The organism is Serratia sp. Ser99, from assembly GCF_024519545.1.
In the GTDB taxonomy this organism is placed as follows: domain Bacteria; phylum Pseudomonadota; class Gammaproteobacteria; order Enterobacterales; family Enterobacteriaceae; genus Serratia; species Serratia liquefaciens.
On record NZ_JALJRT010000011.1, the window covers coordinates 47,058 to 69,065 of the forward strand.

A 22,008-nucleotide genomic window follows, 5' to 3' on the forward strand; every position below is an offset into this window, starting at 1 on the left:
TTACTTCGTCCGATTTACTTAGGCATTCCCTGCAGGAAGGCAAGCTGCGATGGAAGCAAGCACCATTTCATGCCCAACTCCGCCGCGGACTTCCGCCTGGCCAATGGCCGTCGGCAGTACCAGACGTAGTTCACCGGCCAGTACTTTCTTATCGCGCATCATATGTGGCAAATAAGATTCCGGTGCCATTTCCTGCGGACCACACACCGGCAAGCCAGCGCGTAATAACAGTGCTTTGATACGTTCAATATCTTCGGCGGAGAACTGACCGAGACGGTGCGCGGTTTCTGCCGCCATCACCATGCCGGCAGCGACGGCCTCACCGTGCAACCATACACCATAGCCCATTTCGGCTTCGATAGCATGGCCGTAAGTATGGCCCAAATTCAGCAGCGCACGCAGACCGCTTTCGCGTTCGTCAGCGGCAACGACCTCAGCCTTAAGTTCACAGCAACGGCGGATGCAATAGGCCAAAGCCTGCATGTCCAACGCCACCAGAGCATCAATATTGTTTTCCAGCCAGACAAAGAAATCGCGATCGAGAATAATCCCGTACTTGATCACTTCAGCCAAACCAGAGGAGAGCTCACGCGCCGGCAAGGTTTTCAGGCAATCCAGATCAACCACGACTGAAGCGGGTTGATAGAAGGCACCGATCATGTTTTTACCGAGCGGATGATTGACGGCGGTTTTACCGCCAACGGAAGAGTCCACCTGCGACAGCAGAGTGGTAGGGACCTGAATAAAGCGGACTCCGCGCTGATAACACGCGGCGGCAAAACCGGTTAGATCGCCTACCACGCCGCCGCCAAGGGCAATCAGCGTGGTATCGCGACCGTGCGGTTTTTCCAACAGCGCCGAGAACACCTGCTCGAGCACGGCAAGAGATTTGTACTGTTCGCCATCAGGTAAAATCACCTGATCCACCATGACGCCAGCCTGTTCCAGCACCTTCCGGACGTGGTCCAGATAGAGTGGCGCCAGGGTTTGGTTGGTGACCAGCATAACCTGCTCACCCGCCTTCAGCGGCATAAAAGAAGCCGGATCGTTGAACAATCCGGCGGCTATGGTAATCGGGTAGCTGCGCTCCCCAAGCGTTACGGTAATTCTCTCCATGTCGCGCTCAGTTCTCAGTGTGGTTTATCCCCGCTACTGCGGGGAACACAATCAGTCTTTCCGCATTTGCCGTGGCGAACACGGAAACCGCAATCAGTTGCTTTCCAGCATGTTGATAATCTGGTTGGCAACCACTTTGGCGCTTTGATCGTCGGTGCGGATGGTGACATCTGCAATTTCTTCGTATAACGGATTGCGCTCTTTCGCCAGCGCTTCAAGCACTTCACGCGGAGGAGAATCAACCTGCAGCAGCGGACGCTTTTTGTCGCGCTGGGTTCGGGCCAATTGCTTCTCGATAGTGGTTTCCAGGTACACCACTACGCCACGCGCCGACAGACGGTTACGCGTTTCACGCGATTTAACCGAACCGCCGCCGGTAGCCAGCACGATGCCTTGCTTTTCCGTCAGTTCATTAATGACTTTTTCTTCACGATCGCGGAAACCTTCTTCACCTTCCACGTCGAATACCCAGCCCACGTCAGCTCCGGTACGTCGCTCAATTTCTTGATCGGAGTCGAAAAACTCCATATTGAGTTGCTGAGCTAACTGACGGCCAATAGTGCTTTTGCCGGCACCCATAGGCCCAACCAGAAAGATATTGCGTTTCTCTGCCATGTTTTTCGGTATTACTAAGACAATTCGTTAATGTTAACCCGCCCCGCCAATCAAATCAGCGGCGGGACCTAAACTGAAACCTCATGAACGATAGTGCGAGATCAGACGGAAAATTATCTCAACACTCTTGGTAGTTTGGCAACCGAATAAATCGCAATCCACGCCGCAGGAGGGAAACCATACGTTTTTAACGGCGTCTTGGCGCTAACAAAAAAACCTCGGTGCTCAATTCGGTAACCCTTGTAAGCTAAATCGGTCGCAGCGTCAAACGCAGATGCCCCCAAGGCGATAAAAAAGTGCATCTGCTCATCAACTTTAGGTGATTTCCCACGAACCTGACACATTGCCGCTCAGGCCTTAATCAATGTCGGAGTAATGAATATCACCAGCTCACGCCGTTTATGCTGCTTGCTGCTCTGTTTGAACAAAGATCCCAGCAGTGGCACATCGCCAATACCGGGCACCTTATCTGCCCCTTGGGCGCTATGACGCTGAAATACGCCGCCCAAAACAATGGTTTCGCCATCTTTCACCGTCACCTGGGTTTTGATCTCCTGCTTATCTATCGCCAGCGTCTCGCCTGTCGCGCGGCTGATGGAGCGCCCCGGCATGTTCTGACTGATTTGCAACGTCAGGGTAATACGGCCATTCGGCAAAATTTTTGGCGTCACCTCCATGCCCAGCACCGCCTCTTTAAATTCTATCGATGTCGCCCCGCTGGCACCGCTGTTCACTTCATAGGGAATTTCCGTCCCTTGCTTGATGCTGGCAGTCTGCAGATTAGCGGTCAGCAGGCGCGGGCTGGCGATAATTTCCACCCGGTTCTCCTGTTCCAGCGCCATCAGTTCCAGATCGAGCAAACGGCCACCGATTCGTGCCAGATGAAAACCGGCGCTGACGGCGCTACGCTCCAACGGCAACGCCACGTTGAAGCCATCCAATTGCCACGACTTTGCTGGCCGCTCGTCCGGCGCCAGCCCCCAACGCACACCAAGCTCCCGCAAGCTTTCGCTGTTAATAGTGACGATATGCGCCGCTAACTGCACCTGCGCCAATGGCACATCCATCTCCGCGATCCGCTGCGTCAATAACGCCACTATCGGTGCGGTATCGCGGAGCAGCACGGCATTGGTGCGTTTGTCCGCCACCAGGCTGCCCCGCTCACTCAACAAGGTACCGTCCTGAGCATTCAGATTTTCAGCAATCTCCGTCGCGTCGGCATGATTCAGCGGCAGGGTCACGCTGTGTAATGGCTGTTTTTGCGCTAAAGCCAGCTGTTGTCGTTGCTTTTCCTGTTCGCTTGGTTCGGGAAACACCATCATCACGTTGCCCTCCAGCGTCATAGTCAGTTTCCCCATGCGTAAAATCACGGCCAGGGCCTGCCGCCAGGGTACCTTATCCAACCGCAGCGTCAGGTTTCCCCCCACGCCTGCGGCGGTGACGACATTAAGCTGCTGATGATCCGCCAGCGCCTGCAATACCACAGCCACAGGCGCATCCTGAAACTCCAGAGAAATGGGGTCAGGCTCCTGTGCTATGCTTGCGAACGCACTCCCCCACAGCAAAACTGCAAGCCAACGACATCCTTTCATTTTTCTTCCTTATGCTTTCCCAACGCCAACACCACCCTATCCTCGGCAACCGAACAGGCCGGATTACTCTGAACCGCGCTTAACGTCACTTGCCGCTCCAGTACCTGCTCAACCTGCCAACGCCCAGCCAGTAGCGTTTGGCTGGGTTTGACTCGCAACCACTTTCCGCCCGGCGTAACTATCCAGGCAAAACGCAGCTTCTCGTGTCCGAGGGTGCCTTTTAATCGCCAATTCACCGGCGACTCTGCCGCGGCAGGACAGTCGGGGGAAGGCAGCGGTCGAAAAGGATCCCGTGGCTGCGCCAGCAGCACCATCGGTAGCAACAACAGCCAGAACCCAAGGTTTTTATTCATAGGGGGCAACCCGCACAGCCTCAGCCACATCCTGGAAAGTGAAATGCACCGACACCCCCTCCGTCTGCGTTTCAACAGTCATCTGATCGATGCGTAGCCTGGTGGGCAATTTTTCCAGCAGCCTTAATAAGCTACCGTACTCAAGATGCAGCCGTAGGGCTTGCCGCGAGGCATTTTCCTGCTGCTGCCAGCGTTGCAGCCCGGCCCCCACTTGCTGCAATACGTCCAGCAACGCTTCATTAGCCACCGGTGAGGGCTTAATCTGTTGCAGTTGTTGATTGAGAGCCTCCATTGTCGGCATCCGGGCCAATTGTGCCCACAGCGGAGACATTTGTTGCGTTAGGCGTTGCCGCTCCACCTGGGTCTGCCCCAGTTGCTGCCATTTGCCCTGTAGCAGCAGAAGGCCGAAGAGCAGGATTGGGCCGCTCAACGCCAGCCACTGCATCAGCAACAGCTTCCACCCCGGCAGGTTCAAGCATCTCGTTAGCCAGCGCGGTAGAGGCTTATTCATCCCGCCCCCACTGTGCCGTCAGGGTAAATGAAAACAAACCATCCTGACGCTGCACCACCTCAGTCAGGCGGCCGTGCTGCAACAACGGCAACGCAACTAGCCGTTGTTCAAACAGAGTCACCGCCTCATAACGGCGGCTCAGGCCCCGCAGACGGATATTTTGTGCATTAGTATCCAATGCGATAAGCCACAACGCTGCGGGCAACAGGGGCGACAGCTGTTGCAGCAATTGAAGGTAACGTCGGTTGTGCACCCCATTTATGCCCTGTTGCTCCACCTGCGCGGTTAAGCTTGCCAGGCGAGCCATTGCCCGTTGCCGTTGCTGAAAACGTTCCGTCAATTCCGTCTGCTGCCCGACCAACGTCAAAAGTGCCAGATACTCTTGATCCTGCTGACGGTTTAACAATCCCAAAACCCCCGTCAGCACCGCCGCAGCCAGCGCCAGTTGCAACACCAACAGGCGCAACCAGAAAGTGGCGCGCCGACGCTGAGCTCGAGTGCGCCAGGGCAAAAGATTAACCTGATACATCAGCTAGTTGTCCTCTGTGCGCAGCGCCAAACCCCCGGCTAATACAAATGCCGCCGGTATAAGGGGCTGCGGTGGACGCAGTTGACTAAAAGCGCTAAATGGAGACCAGGACAAACATCCTGGCGGAGGCAGCTCATCCAGCACGCTGCTATAGTAAATTTGCTGCGTAGCAAGTGGCTGGCAGGCGGCATGCATTGCCGCCAGCGCCTGACCCGCCTCTGTGGCCTCCACTATTGGGACAACCCCATAGGCAAAGGACGTAGAAGGTGATGCAACCCATAACCACTCCAGCTCGAGGCGATGCAGCAAACCGGTTTCGGTCGACACGCCTGCCGCTGTCGCCATCGTGCGAAGCGCGCAAGGGGTAATATCGACCACCTGCGGCTGCAAATTGGCCTGGTGCAAGCAATGCAGCCACTGCTCCACCTCTTGCTGCCGCGCAGCGGTAAGCAGCAAAGTGGCGGCGTCTGCCGGTGATGGACGGTAATCCAGAGCCAGCGACTGGCTATCCAGCGGGAACTGTTTTAATCCCTGGTTGGTGATGTATTCACCGCGAGCCGGCTCTTTCAGCCTGGCGTCCGGCAGCGGCATCTGCTGCTGTAAAACCCGTTGAGCGGGCAAAGCAATGCGTAAGGAAATATGTCTTGGTAACTGAATTCGCCATTGTCGCAGCGCCTGAATCAGCAGCTCAGGGTGTTCGAGACTACCTTCTCGTAACACCGGTTGCGGCAGACTGTGTTGCCACCAGTGACGCAGTTGCCAACCGTTGCGGCGGCGCTGTACCGCCAGGGCGCGAATGCAGTCACTTTGTATATCCAGCCCCACCTGCCATGCTTGAGTGAACATATTTCGCCCGACCTCCATATCGTCAGATGATAAAAGAACATATCCATGTTGCAGGCTTGCCTTTATACTACCGCGCGGTTGTTTATAAACTGCCCAAATGACATGAAAATGGGAAATCTCAGGTGAAGTTCGTAAAGTATTTACTAATCCTTGCAGTGTGTTGCATCGTATTGGGGGCGGCCTCGATCTTTGGCTTGTACAAATATGTCGAGCCACAGTTGCCTGACGTTGCGACGCTGAAAGATGTGCGGCTGCAAATACCGATGCAGGTTTACAGCGCCGACGGCGAACTGATCGCCCAATACGGTGAAAAACGCCGTATTCCGCTGAAGTTGAACCAAATTCCACCGGTTATGGTGCATGCGTTTATCGCTACCGAAGACAGCCGCTTCTATGAGCATCATGGCGTCGACCCGGTCGGTATCTTCCGTGCCGCCTCTATTGCGCTGGTCTCCGGCCATGCGTCGCAGGGGGCGAGTACCATTACCCAGCAGTTGGCGAGAAACTTCTTCTTAAGCCCGGAACGCACCCTGATGCGCAAAATCAAGGAAGCTTTCCTGGCGATTCGCATCGAACAGATGCTGAGCAAAGACGAAATTCTCGAGCTGTACCTGAACAAAATCTATCTGGGGTATCGCGCCTATGGCGTGGGTGCCGCGGCTCAGGTTTACTTCGGTAAAGACGTTAGCCAGCTCACCTTAAGCGAAATGGCGACCATCGCCGGCTTGCCGAAAGCACCGTCTACCTTCAACCCGCTTTACTCCCACGATCGCGCCGTCGCGCGCCGCAACGTGGTGCTGTCGCGCATGATGGATGAGCATTACATCACTCAGGCGCAGTACGATCAGGCCCGTAGCGAAGAACTGGTGGCCAACTACCATGCACCGGAAATCAGCTTCTCCGCCCCGTATCTCTCCGAGATGGTGCGTCAGGAAATGATCAAGCGTTATGGCGACAACGCCTATACCGACGGTTACAAGGTCTACACCACCATCACCAAAAAGCTGCAGCTGGCGGCGCAGGAGTCGGTACGTAACAACGTGCTGGCCTACGATATGCGCCACGGTTACCGCGGCCCGTCCAACGTGCTGTGGAAAGTCGGTGAAGCGGCGTGGGATCAAAAACAGATCGTCGATTCGCTGAAGAATCTGCCGAACTACGGCCCGCTGTCTCCGGCGGTGATTGTCTCGGCCAACGCCGAAGAAGCGACGGCGATGATGGCTGACGGCAGCCACATTGCGCTACCGATGGCGACCATGCGTTGGGCGCGTCCTTACAAATCAGATACTCAGCAGGGCCCAACGCCGAAACGCGTCACCGACGTAGTGCAGGCCGGTCAGCAAGTCTGGGTACGTAAGGTGGGCGAAAATTGGTGGCTGTCACAGGTGCCGGACGTCAACTCGGCCCTGGTGTCGATCAACCCGAATGACGGGGCCGTGAAGGCGCTGGTCGGCGGGTTCGACTTCAACCAGAGCAAGTTCAACCGCGTTACCCAGGCGCTGCGTCAGGTCGGTTCCAATATCAAACCTTTCCTGTACACCGCCGCGATGGACAAGGGCCTGACCCTGGCAACCATCCTGAATGACCTGCCGATCACCCGTTGGGATCCGGGCGCCGGTACCGACTGGCGACCGAAAAACTCACCGCCAACCTACGATGGGCCAATTCGTCTGCGTCAGGGTCTGGGACAGTCGAAGAACGTAGTGATGGTGCGTGCGATGCGTGCGATGGGCGTCGACTATGCGGCAGAATACCTGCAGCGTTTCGGCTTCCCGGCACAGAACATCGTGCACACCGAATCGCTGGCGTTAGGCTCCGCGTCGTTCACCCCTATGCAACTGGTGCGCGGCTATGCGGTTCTGGCCAACGGCGGTTACCTGGTGGATCCGTACTTTATCACCAAGATTGAAGACGATAGCGGCAACACGGTGTTCGAAACCAAGCCGAAGATTGTCTGCAGCAGCTGTAACCTGCCGGTGATCTACGGTGATACCCACCGTTCCGCCGTACTTTCTGAAGACAATATTGAAAATGTCGCTACGTCGCAGGAAGGCAAGAATGGCAGCGTGCCGATGCCGCAACTGGAGCAGGTGACTCCGGCTCAGGTGCTCCAGGATGGCGATCAGCAGTATGCGCCACACGTGATCAGCACCCCGCTGGCGTTCCTGATGCATGACGCGCTGAACAGTAACATTTTCGGCGAACCGGGCTGGATGGGCACCGCATGGCGTGCTGGCCGTGACCTGAAGCGTCGTGATATCGGCGGCAAAACCGGTACTACCAACAGCTCGAAAGATGCCTGGTTCTCCGGCTATGGCCCGGATACCGTGACCTCGGTATGGATTGGCTTTGATGACCATCGCCGTGACCTTGGCCGTGCTACGGCTTCAGGCGCGATACCGGATCAGGTTTCCGGCGGCGAAGGCGGTGCGAAGAGTGCACAGCCGGCATGGGACGACTTTATGAAAACCGCGCTGGAAGGCATTCCGGAGCAGAAGGTCACTCCACCACCCGGCATCATCAGCGTCACCATCGACAAGAGCAGCGGCAAGCTTTCTGGCGGCGGCGGCGGCAGTCGCTCCGAGTACTTCATCGAAGGGACTCAGCCAACGGACTACCCATCGCGAGATACCGGCACGACGTTGACGGATCCCGGCGGCGAGAGCCACGAGCTGTTCTAACAAAAAAGGGCCAGAGAAATCTGGCCCTTTTTTTATCTAGCAATCAACGATTAACGTGAACCGCGTAAAAATGCCTCGGTCAGGAACAGCGCACTGACGTTGCGCGCCTCACGGAAATCCGGTTCGGCCAGCAACGCCATCATATCGGCAATCGGCCAGCGAACCTGCGGCAAGGGCTCCGGCTCATCCCCTTCCAGACTCTGCGGGTAGAGATCGTGCGCCAGCACGATATTCATTTTGCTGGAAAAGTACGAAGGCGCCATCGTCAGCTTGCTGAGGAAATCAAAACGTTTGGCGCCAAACCCCACCTCTTCCATCAGCTCACGGTTGGCCGCCTCCAACACACCCTCACCGGGATCGATCAACCCCTTGGGGAACCCCAGCTCATAAGATTCGGTACCCACCGCATATTCACGGATCAGCAGCAAGTCATCGCCAATCACCGGCACAATCATCACGGCCTCACGGTCCGAGGGCCGCATCCGCTCATACACCCGCCGTACACCGTTACTGAACTCCAAATCGACGGACTCAACGTTAAATAAACGCGAACGTGCGACCGTTTCAACTTTCAGAATTTTAGGTTTTTGCAGGTGTTTATCCATGATTGCCTCAAATGAGTTATCCGGCGGCAGGCCACAACATCAGGCGTGATGACGCAGATAACCAGAATAATGATTGGCGTGACGCGCAGTTCACTTGCGCTCAAACGCTGACCAAAACCGATCTTGATCACATTGTGCGTTAATGAGAACCTTTGCCGCAACGAGCACAAGCAGTAATTTACTTTTTTTTAACAACTGTAGCCAGCACCTGCCAATTTTCTGTCTTTCTCGGGTAAAAAAGAGTGCATTAAAATAAGATAATGCCGATACCGATAGAAGAGCCCGATTGCTATCATCACGCAGGTAAGACATGGCGATAAAACGGGCAGTTATTATCAATAAATGAGATCCCGGCGGAGAATCTTTCCTCCCGTCACTGTTCAGGGTGTCTCTTGGTGATTTGACTGCGTATAATGCGCCACGATTCATCAGGTTGGTGAGGTTCACGGGTCCAAGATGGGGATAGCATGAGCACAATAGTGTTGATATTGGCCTTAGTGCTTGCCTGCCTGATTGCCGCTGGCCTGTATCTCTGGTTTAAAGCCCGCAATCAGCCGCTGCTCACGCGCGCGTTGCCCTTTATCAAACCCACACACCGTAAACTGACCGGCGAAGAGCGCGCCGCCGTCGAGCATTATCTCGGCCAGCAAAATAAGCTGAGCAACAAACTGTTGCCCGGTAACAGCTCATTGCCTTCCGCCAAGCTGGCGCTGACCCCGCAAAGCGATAACGTCTACCCCATTACCCACGCCATTACCCGCTACGGGCTGGCCAGCGATGAACCCAACAAGTGGCGCTATTATCTGGACGCCGAAGAGGTGCATCTGCCACCGTTTTGGGAACAGTACATCAGCGCCGATAACCATGTGGAAGTGATCAGAACCCAGACGTTACCGCTGGTTATCTCCCTCAACGGGCATTCGCTGAAAGACCATATTCACGATCGGCCGCAACCGCCGGTGGTGAAAGCAGCCCCGAGCCAAAATGCCTCCATTCGCAAGGAAGAGAGCGAGCATGTCGAGCTGGTGAATATCCGCAAGGAAACGCCGGAAGAACATGCGCTAACTCGCCCGAACGGCATCAAGGAAGCCGCCGTTATCTCGGCTGCCCTGCTGCTGCTGTTCTTCAGCCTGATAAGCCCGGTGGTGGTCATTCCCTGGATGATAGTGGTCGCCGTGCTGATGATCGCCTGGGGTTGCTGGAATCTGTTCCGTCGGCCGACATCACGCGAACTGAAAGAAGTGCACTGCCTGCGTGGCACCCCCAAGCGTTGGGGGCTGTTTGGCGAATCTAATCAGGGGCAGATCAGCAATATCTCTCTCGGCATCATCGATCTGATTTATCCGCCGCACTGGCAGCCTTATATCACCCAGGATCTGGGCAAGACCACCGACGTGGATATCTACCTTAACCGCCAGGTGTTACGCCAGGGACGCTTCCTTTCTCTGCATGATGAGGTGAAAAACTTCCCGTTGCAGCAGTGGGGCAGAAACGCGGTGCTGATGGCCAGTTCGTTTTTGGTGCTGGTGCTGCTGCTGACCTATATTCCGCTAAGTCTGCCGCTTAAGCTGAGCATGGCCTGGCTGCAGGGCGCGCAAAAAATCGAAGTGACCAACGTTCAGGCTCTCGAAGGCGCCACCTTGCGCATCGGCGATACCCTGAAAGCTCAAGGCAACGGTATGTGTTATGTGCCGCCACCGGTCAGCGGTTCGCACACCTCCAACTTTATGCCTTTCGACTGCTCAGGCATTTACTGGAACAACGCAGCCCCCCTGCCGCAGCCGGAATCAGACGTCATCGACAAAGCTTCAGCGTTGCTGGCGACGGTCAATACTCAGTTGCATCCCGATGGTACCGATCAGAAACTCAACCCGCAGCTGGCCAGCGCGATTGAAAAATCCGGCATGATCCTATTGGATGATTTTTCCGATATCGTGCTGAAAACGCAGGATCTTTGCCAGGCGGACAACGACTGCGTTCGGCTGAAAAACGCCCTGGTGAACCTGGGTAACGTCAAAAACTGGGCTACCCTGGTGAAACGCGCCAAGTCGGGCGCTTTGCAGGGGGTCAACGTGTTGTTGCGCCCGGTAAGTGCCGAATCGCTGGAAAGCCTGACCAAGGTTGCCGCATCGTCGTTTGTCTACAGCGAAACCCGGCAGGCCGCCGCCGCGCTCAACAGCCCTCCACCTGGCGGGTTCCTGATCAGCAGCGATGAAGGTAAACAGCTGGTCAATCACCCACAGCCTGCGGTCCCCTTAAACGAGTACAACGCGCTCGATCAATGGAATGAACTGCAACGTCTGGCCAGCATGCTGCTGCATACGCCGTTTGAAGCTCAGGGCGTGATCACCAGTATCAGCGTCGACGCCAACGGTACACGCCATATTGCGCTGCACAGCGAGCCGGATATCATCACCCTGTGGCGCTATCTCGGTACCAGCCTGCTGCTGCTGACGGTCGCCGTCATTCTGGGTTACAACACCTGGCGACTGGTGCAGCGCCGCCGCATCAACCAGCACCGAACCGCCGATATCCAGCGCTATTACGAAAGCTGCTTTAACCCGCAGCTCTCCCCGATGTCATTGCGGCCAATGCCCTGAGTCGCTCGCAGGCCTGCTTCCTGTCATCCGCTTATGCTACGCTAACGCTATTCCCCTTATCCTCCGGACCCCCGACGGTTCGCCTATGGAGTTTTCATGGTTCCCGAGTTTGACTGGCGTGAAATTGATACCGTGCTGCTGGATATGGACGGCACCCTGCTCGATCTGGAGTTCGACAGCCACTTTTGGCTCAGCCTGGTGCCACAAGCCCTGAGCGAGCAGCGTGCTATTCCCTTCGACGAAGCGCGTAAAATCATTCACCAGGAATATTTGGCGGTGCAGCACACCATGAACTGGTACTGCTTCGACTACTGGAGCGAACGGCTGGATCTTGATATTTACCGCATGACCACTGAGGTTGGCAGCCGAGCCCGCCTGCGTGAGGATACCGAGCCCTTTTTGCAGGCATTGCGAGCCGCAGGTCACCGGACTATCCTGTTGACCAACGCCCATCCGCACAGCCTGGCGGTAAAAATTGAGCATACCGGTTTGGATCGCCACCTTGATTTATTACTTTCTACCCACACATTTGGTTATCCGAAAGAAGATCAGCGTTTGTGGCAGGCCGTGCAGCAACACACCGGATTTGATCCGCAACGCACCCTGTTCGTCGACGACGGTGAACCTATTCTGGATGCTGCCCGCACCTTCGGTATTCGCTATTGCCTGGGCGTGCAGAATCCGGACTCCAGCATGGCGGAGAAAACCTTTCGACACTACCCGGCAATGCGCGACTACCGCCTGTTGATACCGGCGTTAGCCAAGGGGGAGCAATGAAAGATAAGGAAACACGGGACGACGCGGTCCGGCTGGATAAGTGGCTTTGGGCGGCTCGTTTCTACAAAACCCGCGCGTTGGCGCGGGACATGATCGACGGCGGCAAGGTGCACTATAACGGACAGCGCGGTAAGCCGAGCAAGAATGTCGAGCTCAATGCCGAGATCAAGCTGCGTCAGGGTAACGATGAACGCACGGTGATCGTTCTGGCTCTGGCCAGCCAACGGCGCGGCGCCGACGAGGCGCAGCAAATGTATCAGGAAACCGAAGCCAGCATCGCCAATCGAGAGAAAGTGGCGCTCGCACGCAAGATGAATGCGCTGACCATGCCGCATCCGGACCGCCGTCCGGACAAGAAAGAGCGGCGCGACCTGATTAAATTTAAATTTGGTGAGCAGGAATAACCCCTCGCCGCAATGAGAGAAAACTATGTCTAACCATGACCAATTGCACCGTTACCTGTTTGAAAACTACGCGGTGCGCGGTGAGCTGGTTACCGTCAGCGAAACCTATCAGCAGGTCCTGAACAACCATGATTATCCGGCGCCGGTTAAAAAACTGCTGGGTGAACTGCTGGTGGCCACCAGCCTGCTGACCGCAACCTTGAAGTTCGACGGCGATATCACCGTACAATTACAGGGTGATGGCCCGCTGAAGCTGGCCGTGATTAACGGCAACAACCGCCAGGAAATGCGTGGCGTAGCGCGCGTACAGAGCGAAATCGCCGATGACAGCACGCTGCATCAGTTGATCGGCAACGGCGTCATGGTGATCACCATCGCGCCAACCGAAGGCGAGCGCTATCAGGGCGTAGTGGCACTGGAAGGCGAAACGCTGGCCGAATGCCTTGAGGCTTACTTCCGCCAGTCCGAACAGCTGCCAACCCGTCTGTTCATTCGCACCGGCGAGTTCGAAGGCCAACCGGCCGCGGGCGGTATGTTGCTGCAGGTGCTGCCGGCACAGGACGGCAATGCCGATGATTTCGATCATCTGGTACAACTGACCAACACGGTGAAAAGCGAAGAGCTGTTCAGCCTGCCGGCCAATGAAGTGCTGTATCGCCTGTATCACCAGGAAGAAGTCACTCTGTATGAACCACAGGACGTGATCTTCCGTTGCACCTGTTCACGTCAGCGCTGCGCTGATGCGTTGGTCACCTTGCCAACCGACGAAGTGGCCCAAATGCTGGAGCAGGATGGCAATATCGATATGCACTGCGATTACTGCGGCAATCACTATGTGTTTGACGCCGTAGACGTTGCCGCCTTGTACAGCGGTAACACCGGTGACAGCGATCAGTTGCACTAAGTAGCACCCCATATCGGCGGGCGCGCCCTGCGCCCGCTCATTCACCTCGTTTGCACGTTTGCTTTTTTCCGTGTGCTATCTCTCAGATCGTAACGAAAAACCGACTAAAACGTTAAATATTTGATACCTATCGCGGTTACTCGCTGCTGAATCCCTACAATTGGCGCCAGAAATTCTGTGACCAAGGAGTAGTGACATGCGTGTTAAAGGTATAACCCCTCAGGATCTGGCCGCTTATGGGATTCATAACGTCGGCGAAATCGTTCACAACCCGAGTTATGACTTGCTGTTCAAGGAAGAAACAGACCCATCTCTGGAAGGTTATGAGCGTGGGGTCGTAACCAAGCTGGGTGCTGTATCCGTCGACACCGGTATTTTTACCGGCCGTTCCCCGAAAGATAAGTACATCGTCCGTGACGACATCACCCGCGACACCGTCTGGTGGGCCGATCAGGGTAAAGGCAAAAACGACAACAAACTCCTCAGTCCGGAAATTTGGGCTGACCTGAAACAGCTGGTCACCACGCAGCTCTCCGGCAAACGCCTGTTTGTGGTGGATACCTTCTGCGGCGCCAACGCCGACTCACGCTTGAAAGTCCGCTTTATCACCGAGGTTGCCTGGCAGGCGCACTTCGTCAAAAACATGTTCATTCGCCCGACGGAAGAAGAACTGCAGGATTTCGAACCGGACTTCGTGGTGATGAACGGCGCCAAATGCACTAACCCGAACTGGCAGCAACAGGGCCTGAACTCGGAGAACTTTGTCGCTTTCAACCTGACCGAACGCATGCAACTGATTGGCGGCACCTGGTACGGCGGCGAAATGAAAAAGGGTATGTTCTCCATGATGAACTACCTGCTGCCGCTGAAAGGCATCGCTTCCATGCACTGCTCGGCTAACGTGGGTGAAAAAGGCGACGTGGCGGTGTTCTTCGGCCTGTCCGGCACCGGCAAAACTACCCTGTCCACCGATCCAAAACGCCAGCTGATTGGCGATGACGAACACGGCTGGGATGACGACGGCGTGTTCAACTTCGAAGGCGGCTGCTACGCCAAAACCATCAAGCTGTCCGAAGAAGCCGAGCCGGATATCTATCACGCCATCAAACGCGATGCGCTGCTGGAAAACGTCACGGTGCTGGCCGACGGTACAATTGATTTCAACGACGGCTCGAAAACCGAAAACACCCGTGTTTCCTACCCGATCTATCACATCCAGAACATCGTCAAGCCAGTTTCCAAGGCCGGCCACGCCACCAAGGTGATTTTCCTGACTGCGGACGCCTTCGGCGTGTTGCCACCGGTTTCTCGCCTGACCGCCAACCAGACCCAGTACCACTTCCTGTCCGGCTTTACCGCCAAGCTGGCCGGTACCGAGCGCGGCGTGACCGAGCCGACCCCAACCTTCTCCGCCTGCTTCGGCGCAGCCTTCCTGTCGCTGCACCCAACGCAATACGCCGAAGTCCTGGTGAAGCGCATGCAGGCTGCGGGTGCCCAGGCCTACCTGGTCAACACCGGCTGGAACGGCACCGGTAAACGCATTTCGATCAAAGATACTCGCGGTATTATCGATGCGATCCTCAGCGGTGAAATCGATAAGGCAGAAACCATTACCCTGCCTATCTTCGATCTGGCGATGCCAACCTCACTGCCGGGCGTCAACCCGGATATCCTGGATCCGCGCGCCACTTACGCCAGCATTGAGCAATGGCAAGAGAAGGCACAGGATCTGGCAGAGCGTTTTGTCACCAACTTTGACAAATACACCGACACTCCAGCGGGTGCAGCGCTGGTCAGCGCCGGTCCAAAACTGTAATACCTCCTTTTACAGCTTCAGCTAAGGCGTGGATATCACGCCTTTTTTTATTTTTATTGGTTGTTTTTTTGAACGACGCAAAGAGATAATAATGCAGTGCAATCATTGATAGCAACGGAGGTTTCAATGGCTACCATAACCGTCAGAAATCTGGACGACGAAGTAAAGGAGTTGCTGCGCGTCTCGGCAGCAAAAAATGGCCATTCCATGGAGGAGGAAGCTCGCATGATTTTGAAACAGGCATTATTGAAGAAACCGCCGCGTTATGGGTTAGGCACCTGGATGCATCAACACTTTGCCGAGTTGGGCGGGGTTGAACTGGAGATCCCACCGCGCGATGCCACGCCGCCGCGTATTGTCACCTTTGACGACGACGATGACCAATTATGATTATTCTCGATACCAACGTGGTTTCAGAAACGTTGCGCCCCAACCCGCACTATAACGTCATCAGATGGCTGAATGAAAAAGACAATGATGAGCTTTATCTGAGTGCGATAGTTCTCGCCGAGTTGTTCAGTGGAGTTGCCTGTATGCCTGATGGGAAACGGCAGCGCGAATTCAAACACAAGCTGGCGGAGGCAGTGCAGATTAGATTTGATGAGCAAACCCTGCCATTTGATACACTCTGCGCACTGCAATACGCGGAACTTATGGAGAAAAATCAGCGTCAGGGCCGGTTAATGGGCATCGTCGATACCCAAATCGCCGCCACCTGCCTGCATTACGGTGCCACCCTGGCCACGCGCAATACCCAAAACTTTATCCATTGCGGCATTGAGTTAATCGATCCCTGGCAGGCCACGACGGGCCGGCGTCTGCATGAAGAGGCAGCGGAATACTACGTGATGAGCAGGAAGTCCTGACGGGGGCGCAAACTGCGGCCCCCAGACAAAAAGATTACGCGCTGTCCTTCGGGTTCTGATGCCCATTGCCCGACTCTTTTTTCTCCATCGGTAACGGAATATAAGCCCGAATCAACAGCCCACCGCGTTCGCTGGTGCCGATATCCAGTGCGCCATGATGCCCATCGATAATACGCTGTACGATAGCCAGGCCCAAGCCGGTCCCGCTGGTACTGCGCGCGCTGTCACCACGAACAAATGGCTGCAACAGATGCTTCAGCTCTTCCGGTTTAATGCCCGGGCCGTCGTCTTCCACCTGGAACCAGCCGCGCTGCAGCTCACGGCCGCTGCTGACTTTGATCCAACCGTTGCCGTAACGCGCCGCATTCACCACCATATTCACTGCCGCACGCTTGATCGACAACGGATGCACATTCATCATCAGTTCGCCCGGCGCCAAAGCGGTTTCAATCACCCGCTCATAGCCACTCTCGGCAGCCACCACTTCGCCCAGAATGCTATTCAAATCGCTGATTTCTGTCTGCATCTCCTGGCCGGTGCGCAGATAATCAATAAACTGCTCAATGATGTCGTTGCACTCTTCAATATCTTTATTGATCGACTCCGCCAGGTAGCCGTCTTCGGCACTCATCATCTCGGTCGCCAGACGGATACGCGTCAGTGGCGTACGCAGGTCGTGGCTCACCCCGGCCATCAGCAATGTGCGGTCGTCCGCCAGTTGCTTGACGCCCGACGCCATCTGATTAAAGGCCCGCGTTACCGAACGGACTTCCGATGCGCCATACTCACGCAGGGGCGGTGGAATGATGCCCTTACCCACCTGCAAAGCGGCGTGCTCAAGCTCCACCAGCGGGCGGTTCTGAATGCGGATAAACAGCCAGGCGCCACCTATCGCCAACAGCATAATCGCCAGGGTATAGCGGAACAGCGGCGAGAAATCGCCCTGGTGAATTTCAGTCAGCGGAACACGCACCCAGATATCCGGTTGCAGCCAGGTTTTCAGCCACACCACCGGTGAGTTTTTGTTTACTTCCACTCGCACGTCGGTGGGCCCGCCGAGCTGCTGCGCCATTTGCTGGCTGAGGAATTGGTAGTGCTGCGCCCAGCGCAGACCGCTCTCTTCCGCCGCAGAATTGGTGTAGAGAGAAATGCCCAGTTCGCGATAGATTTCGCGACGGAACGCCGGCGGTACTTCCAGCAAAGTACCATCCTCCAGCTGCAGCCGGTCGGTCATCAGCATACGAACTTCGTAGGCCAACACCTTATTGAACTGCTGCAGGCTGGGCAGGATGGCGAAGTTCAGCACCACCAGATAGGTCGTCACCAAGCTGACGAACAGCAAGGTGACGATCAATAGCAGGGTTCGGGCAAACGAGCTACGCGGTGAAAAGCGCAATCGTCTCATGCCTTGCTGCCGTCCGGGACGAAGACGTAGCCAAGACCCCAAACGGTCTGGATGTAGCGTGGATGCGCAGGATCTTCCTCGACCATGCGACGCAAACGAGAAATTTGCACGTCGATGGAGCGTTCCATAGCGCTGTATTCACGGCCGCGGGCCAGGTTCATCAGCTTGTCGCGTGAAAGCGGTTCGCGTGGATGGCTCACCAGCGCCTTCAGCACTGCGAATTCGCCGCTGGTCAACGGCATAGGCTCGTCTTCGCGGAACATTTCACGGGTGCCGAGGTTCAGTTTGAATTTACCAAAGGCGATCACCGCCTCTTCCTGTGAAGGAGCGCCCGGCAGTTCATTGGCCTGACGGCGCAACACCGCACGGATGCGGGCCAGCAGTTCACGCGGGTTGAAAGGTTTTGGGATGTAATCGTCAGCGCCGATTTCCAGGCCAACGATACGGTCGACTTCTTCACCTTTGGCGGTCACCATAATGATCGGCATAGGGTTGCTTTGGCTGCGCAGACGGCGGCAGATGGAAAGACCATCTTCGCCCGGCAACATCAGGTCAAGCACCATCAGGTGGAATGATTCACGAGTCAGCAAGCGATCCATTTGCTCAGCGTTGGCTACGCTGCGAACCTGAAAACCCTGTTCGGTTAAATAACGCTCTAAAAGCGCACGCAGGCGCATGTCATCATCGACGACCAGAATCTTATGATTCTCTTGCATTGTATTACTCCCAAAGGCTTTATTGCCTGACGTGAATATTGTTAAAAAACCCTGTCATTTCGGACAGCGTTTAATGGTATATATTCTAGACGAAATTGTTACAAAGCTTATTCTTTTGCCCATTTATCAACAATTTTCATCAAAATGCCCGCGACGATTCGCCAAAATCACGATGCGCATAGGTTAAATTTAGAAGCACTGCGTCTTTTGGCTGGCGGCATACCCGACGGCTGATTCGGCAGTGTAACTCAGCCGGGGCGATAAGAAACGCCAGCACCGGCAATTTTGCGCGTGGCCGATGATTAACGCTCATTGGATTGTGCAACAGCAGCCTACAGCCCGATGCGAGTTTATGCGACACTTTGCCCACGCAATGACGTCCTTCCCTTTGATATGTCCCTAAAGGCGGAACCACGATGAGAACGCAGCTGATAACCCGCGAAGGTTACGACAAGCTAAAGCAGGAATTAGACTTTCTCTGGCGCGAAGATCGGCCAGAGGTCACCAAAAAAGTGACCTGGGCAGCCAGCCTCGGCGACAGAAGTGAAAATGCCGATTATCAGTACAACAAAAAACGGCTGCGGGAAATCGATCGCCGCGTACGCTACCTGACCAAATGCCTCGAGCAATTAAAGATTGTCGATTACTCCCCGCAGCAGGAAGGCAAAGTGTTTTTCGGTGCCTGGGTGGTAGTGGAAAACGAGGACGGCGACACTAAACGCTTTCGCATCGTCGGCTATGACGAGATTTTTGGCCGCCGAGACTACATCTCCATCGATTCGCCCATGGCCCGCGCGCTGCTTAAAAAAGAAGTGGGTGATGCCGCCACCGTTAATACGCCAGTCGGCGATGCCCTGTGGTACGTGAATGAGATCGAGTACGTAAAATAAGATTTCAGTTTTTTCCGAGCGACCGCCCGCCGCCGCAGTACAGGCCGCTTTACGCGCTATGACTGTCGAGAGGCGGCCCGCTCCACTGGCATTTTCCCCGCGCAATCCGTATAACTGTCCCCCTGTTTACCAACCGTTCTCAACAGATACCAGACTTATGAATGACCCACTGAGCCGCATTATTGCAACAGAACTGCAGGCCCGGCCGGAGCAAGTTGACTCCGCCATCCGTCTGCTGGATGAAGGTAATACCGTGCCCTTTATTGCACGCTATCGTAAGGAAGTCACCGGGGGTCTGGACGATACCCAACTGCGCCAGCTGGAAACCCGCCTGGGTTATCTGCGTGAACTGGAAGACCGCCGTCAGACCATCCTTAAATCGATCGACGAGCAGGGCAAACTGACCGAACAGCTGGCGACGGCGATCACCGCCACGCAAAGCAAAACCGAACTCGAAGACCTCTACCTGCCTTACAAACCGAAGCGCCGCACCCGCGGCCAGATCGCGATTGAAGCCGGTCTGGAGCCTCTGGCGGACACGCTGTGGCAGGATCCTCAGCAGCAACCTGAACAGTTGGCCGAAGGTTACGTTAATGCAGACAAGGGCGTAGCGGACGTAAAAGCCGCCCTCGACGGCGCGCGTTATATCCTGATGGAGCGCTTCGCCGAAGACGCCGCATTACTGGCCAAGGTCCGTAACTACCTGTGGAAACATGCGCACCTGGTGTCCAAAGTGGTGGAAGGCAAGGAAGAAGCCGGGGCCAAGTTCCGCGACTATTTCGATCATCATGAACCCATTGCCCAGGTGCCATCGCACCGTGCGTTGGCCATGTTCCGCGGCCGTAACGAAGGCGTACTGCAGCTGGCGCTGAATGCCGATCCGCAGTTTGAAGAAGCCCCACGCGAAAGCCAGGCGGAGCAGATCATCATCAGCCACCTGGATCTGCGCCTGAATGATGCTCCGGCGGACGCCTGGCGCAAAGCGGTGGTCAACTGGACCTGGCGTATCAAGGTGCTGCTGCATCTGGAAACCGAACTGATGAGCACGGTGCGCGAACGCGCGGAAGATGAAGCGATCAACGTCTTTGCCCGTAACATGCATGACCTGCTGATGGCGGCACCGGCCGGTATGCGCGCCACCATGGGGCTGGATCCGGGCCTGCGTAGCGGGGTCAAAGTGGCGGTAGTCGATGCTACCGGCAAGCTGGTCGCCACCGACACCGTGTACCCGCACACCGGTCAGGCAGCTAAAGCCGCCGCCATCGTCGCCGCACTGTGCATCAAGCATAAAGTGGAGCTGGTCGCCATCGGCAACGGCACCGCATCGCGCGAGACCGAACGTTTTTACCTCGACCTGCAACAGCAGTTCAGCGAAGTCAAAGCACAAAAGGTGATCGTCAGCGAAGCTGGCGCTTCGGTGTACTCCGCTTCCGAACTGGCGGCGCTGGAATTCCCTAACCTCGACGTCTCGCTGCGCGGTGCGGTATCCATCGCACGTCGTCTGCAGGATCCGCTGGCCGAGCTGGTCAAAATCGATCCGAAATCCATCGGCGTCGGCCAGTATCAGCATGACGTCAGCCAAAGCCAACTGGCGAAAAAGCTCGATTCCGTGGTCGAAGACTGCGTGAACGCCGTCGGTGTGGATCTGAATACCGCCTCGGTGCCGCTGCTAACCCGCGTAGCCGGCCTGACGCGCATGATGGCGCAGAATATTGTCACCTGGCGTGACGAAAACGGCCGCTTCAGCAACCGCGAACAGCTGCTGAAAGTCAGTCGCTTGGGGCCGAAAGCCTTTGAACAGTGCGCCGGCTTCTTGCGTATCAACCACGGCGACAACCCACTGGACGCCTCGACCGTTCACCCGGAAACCTACCCGGTGGTCGAACGCATTCTGGCCGCAACTCATCAGGCTCTGCAGGATCTGATGGGCAACCCGGCGGCGGTGCGCAGCCTGAAGGCCAGCGACTTTACCGACGAGAAGTTCGGTGTGCCGACGGTGACCGACATCCTGAAGGAGCTGGAGAAGCCGGGCCGCGATCCGCGTCCGGAATTCAAAACCGCAACCTTTGCCGAAGGGGTGGAAACCCTCAACGACCTGCAGCCGGGAATGATCCTGGAAGGTTCGGTCACCAACGTCACCAACTTCGGTGCCTTTGTTGATATCGGCGTGCATCAGGATGGGTTGGTGCATATCTCCTCGCTGGCGGACAAGTTTGTCGAAGATCCGCACACCGTGGTGAAAGCCGGTGACATCGTCAAAGTGAAGGTGATGGAAGTGGACCTGCAACGTAAACGCATTGCATTGAGCATGCGTCTGGACGAGCAACCGGGTGAAGGTTCCCCACGGCGCGGTGGCAATTCAGCACCGGCCAAGGACAACACCTCGCGACCGCAGGCCAATAAGTCCAAACCGCGTGGCGCTAACACCTCGGCAGGCAACAGCGCCATGGGTGACGCACTGGCGGCGGCCTTCGGCAGAAAGTCGTAGTCAGGCGGCCAGCAGAAAACGCATGAGGCACAGGGAGGGGGTTAACCCCTCCCTTTTCCGCTAAATACCCTCATCATTTTTTGACCCGCCTCAATAAACCCGCATTTTTATTCGCTGCCGCCGACAGCCCTGATAATTCCGGTTTTAAGCCTGAAAGCCACGCTAAATAGCCATTTATTAACATCTCTATTAACATTAAATTCTCATTCCGGTATTTCTCAGCGAAACACAAATGCTTAGCGCTCGTATTCAGCCGGCAATATGTTGCCTAATAAATACCGATATTGACGTCAC

Annotated in this window: 21 protein-coding genes; 10 read left to right on the forward strand and 11 right to left on the reverse strand. The window is 55.9% G+C overall.

Annotated features, from left to right (window positions below; translation table 11 throughout):
* Window positions 1-18 precede the first annotated feature (18 nt).
* The 8 genes from aroB to pilM form a co-directional block, all read right to left on the reverse strand.
* The gene (gene aroB, locus NR114_RS20100) at window positions 19-1,116 is read right to left on the reverse strand and encodes a 3-dehydroquinate synthase (protein ID WP_020837329.1); all 1,098 of its coding nucleotides are present in this window, start codon (window positions 1,114-1,116) and stop codon (window positions 19-21) included.
* Window positions 1,117-1,209: 93 nt separating this feature from the next.
* Window positions 1,210-1,731, reverse strand: a complete 522-nt coding sequence (aroK, locus tag NR114_RS20105) for a shikimate kinase AroK (protein ID WP_004391482.1) — start codon at window positions 1,729-1,731, stop codon at window positions 1,210-1,212.
* Window positions 1,732-1,844: 113 nt separating this feature from the next.
* Window positions 1,845-2,075: a hypothetical protein gene (locus tag NR114_RS20110; protein WP_020837331.1), complete on the reverse strand. Its 231-nt coding sequence runs from the start codon at window positions 2,073-2,075 to the stop codon at window positions 1,845-1,847.
* Window positions 2,076-2,081: 6 nt separating this feature from the next.
* A complete protein-coding gene (gene hofQ / locus NR114_RS20115) occupies window positions 2,082-3,323 on the reverse strand; it encodes a DNA uptake porin HofQ (protein WP_065424719.1) in 1,242 nt (413 codons plus the stop codon).
* Window positions 3,320-3,676 (reverse strand): HofP DNA utilization family protein, encoded by a 357-nt coding sequence (locus NR114_RS20120; RefSeq protein ID WP_234529236.1) that lies wholly within the window; start codon window positions 3,674-3,676, stop codon window positions 3,320-3,322. Before NR114_RS20120 ends, hofQ begins: the two co-directional genes overlap by 4 nt.
* Window positions 3,669-4,187 (reverse strand): hypothetical protein, encoded by a 519-nt coding sequence (locus tag NR114_RS20125; RefSeq protein WP_234529237.1) that lies wholly within the window; start codon window positions 4,185-4,187, stop codon window positions 3,669-3,671. The genes NR114_RS20120 and NR114_RS20125 overlap by 8 nt, the downstream gene beginning before the upstream one ends.
* Window positions 4,180-4,716: a PilN domain-containing protein gene (locus NR114_RS20130; protein ID WP_234529238.1), complete on the reverse strand. Its 537-nt coding sequence runs from the start codon at window positions 4,714-4,716 to the stop codon at window positions 4,180-4,182. The genes NR114_RS20125 and NR114_RS20130 overlap by 8 nt, the downstream gene beginning before the upstream one ends.
* A gap of 3 nt (window positions 4,717-4,719) precedes the next feature.
* Window positions 4,720-5,562, reverse strand: coding sequence for a type IV pilus biogenesis protein PilM (gene pilM, locus NR114_RS20135; RefSeq protein WP_234529239.1), 843 nt, complete (start codon window positions 5,560-5,562; stop codon window positions 4,720-4,722).
* Between the two features lie 122 nt (window positions 5,563-5,684).
* Here pilM and mrcA point away from each other — a divergent pair, with 122 nt between their 5' ends.
* The gene (gene mrcA, locus NR114_RS20140; protein WP_041415065.1) at window positions 5,685-8,243 is read left to right on the forward strand and encodes a peptidoglycan glycosyltransferase/peptidoglycan DD-transpeptidase MrcA; all 2,559 of its coding nucleotides are present in this window, start codon (window positions 5,685-5,687) and stop codon (window positions 8,241-8,243) included.
* A 50-nt stretch (window positions 8,244-8,293) separates the two neighbouring features.
* Here the strand turns inward: mrcA and nudE are convergent, their stop codons facing one another.
* On the reverse strand, window positions 8,294-8,848 hold the full coding sequence (nudE, locus tag NR114_RS20145) for an ADP compounds hydrolase NudE (protein WP_006319109.1): 555 nt from the start codon (window positions 8,846-8,848) through the stop codon (window positions 8,294-8,296).
* Between the two features lie 467 nt (window positions 8,849-9,315).
* On the opposite strand from nudE, the gene NR114_RS20150 reads away from it, so the two are divergent.
* From NR114_RS20150 to NR114_RS20180, 7 genes are all read left to right on the forward strand, one after another.
* A complete protein-coding gene (locus tag NR114_RS20150) occupies window positions 9,316-11,448 on the forward strand; it encodes an intracellular growth attenuator family protein (RefSeq protein ID WP_234529240.1) in 2,133 nt (710 codons plus the stop codon).
* A 96-nt stretch (window positions 11,449-11,544) separates the two neighbouring features.
* On the forward strand, window positions 11,545-12,225 hold the full coding sequence (gene yrfG, locus NR114_RS20155) for a GMP/IMP nucleotidase (protein ID WP_046372475.1): 681 nt from the start codon (window positions 11,545-11,547) through the stop codon (window positions 12,223-12,225).
* Window positions 12,222-12,629: a ribosome-associated heat shock protein Hsp15 gene (hslR, locus tag NR114_RS20160; RefSeq protein ID WP_020837348.1), complete on the forward strand. Its 408-nt coding sequence runs from the start codon at window positions 12,222-12,224 to the stop codon at window positions 12,627-12,629. Before yrfG ends, hslR begins: the two co-directional genes overlap by 4 nt.
* A gap of 25 nt (window positions 12,630-12,654) precedes the next feature.
* Window positions 12,655-13,533: an Hsp33 family molecular chaperone HslO gene (gene hslO, locus NR114_RS20165; RefSeq protein WP_115060734.1), complete on the forward strand. Its 879-nt coding sequence runs from the start codon at window positions 12,655-12,657 to the stop codon at window positions 13,531-13,533.
* A 196-nt stretch (window positions 13,534-13,729) separates the two neighbouring features.
* Window positions 13,730-15,349 carry a phosphoenolpyruvate carboxykinase (ATP) gene (gene pckA, locus NR114_RS20170; protein WP_256814487.1) on the forward strand — a complete coding sequence of 540 codons (1,620 nt, stop codon included), beginning with the start codon at window positions 13,730-13,732 and terminating at the stop codon, window positions 15,347-15,349.
* Between the two features lie 126 nt (window positions 15,350-15,475).
* Window positions 15,476-15,739, forward strand: a complete 264-nt coding sequence (locus tag NR114_RS20175) for a plasmid stabilization protein (RefSeq protein ID WP_046372474.1) — start codon at window positions 15,476-15,478, stop codon at window positions 15,737-15,739.
* Window positions 15,736-16,215: a type II toxin-antitoxin system VapC family toxin gene (locus NR114_RS20180; RefSeq protein WP_046372473.1), complete on the forward strand. Its 480-nt coding sequence runs from the start codon at window positions 15,736-15,738 to the stop codon at window positions 16,213-16,215. Before NR114_RS20175 ends, NR114_RS20180 begins: the two co-directional genes overlap by 4 nt.
* A 34-nt stretch (window positions 16,216-16,249) precedes the next feature.
* On the opposite strand, the gene envZ is transcribed toward NR114_RS20180, so the two are convergent.
* Together envZ and ompR are read right to left on the reverse strand one after the other, a co-directional pair.
* The gene (gene envZ / locus NR114_RS20185) at window positions 16,250-17,620 is read right to left on the reverse strand and encodes a two-component system sensor histidine kinase EnvZ (protein WP_046372472.1); all 1,371 of its coding nucleotides are present in this window, start codon (window positions 17,618-17,620) and stop codon (window positions 16,250-16,252) included.
* Window positions 17,617-18,336 carry a two-component system response regulator OmpR gene (ompR, locus tag NR114_RS20190; RefSeq protein ID WP_004709363.1) on the reverse strand — a complete coding sequence of 240 codons (720 nt, stop codon included), beginning with the start codon at window positions 18,334-18,336 and terminating at the stop codon, window positions 17,617-17,619. Before ompR ends, envZ begins: the two co-directional genes overlap by 4 nt.
* Window positions 18,337-18,752: 416 nt before the next feature.
* Here ompR and greB point away from each other — a divergent pair, with 416 nt between their 5' ends.
* Both greB and NR114_RS20200 read left to right on the forward strand, forming a co-directional pair.
* On the forward strand, window positions 18,753-19,226 hold the full coding sequence (greB, locus tag NR114_RS20195; protein ID WP_020837359.1) for a transcription elongation factor GreB: 474 nt from the start codon (window positions 18,753-18,755) through the stop codon (window positions 19,224-19,226).
* 157 nt (window positions 19,227-19,383) lie between these two features.
* Window positions 19,384-21,714 (forward strand): Tex family protein, encoded by a 2,331-nt coding sequence (locus NR114_RS20200; RefSeq protein ID WP_256814486.1) that lies wholly within the window; start codon window positions 19,384-19,386, stop codon window positions 21,712-21,714.
* The last annotated feature ends 294 nt before the right edge of the window (window positions 21,715-22,008 follow it).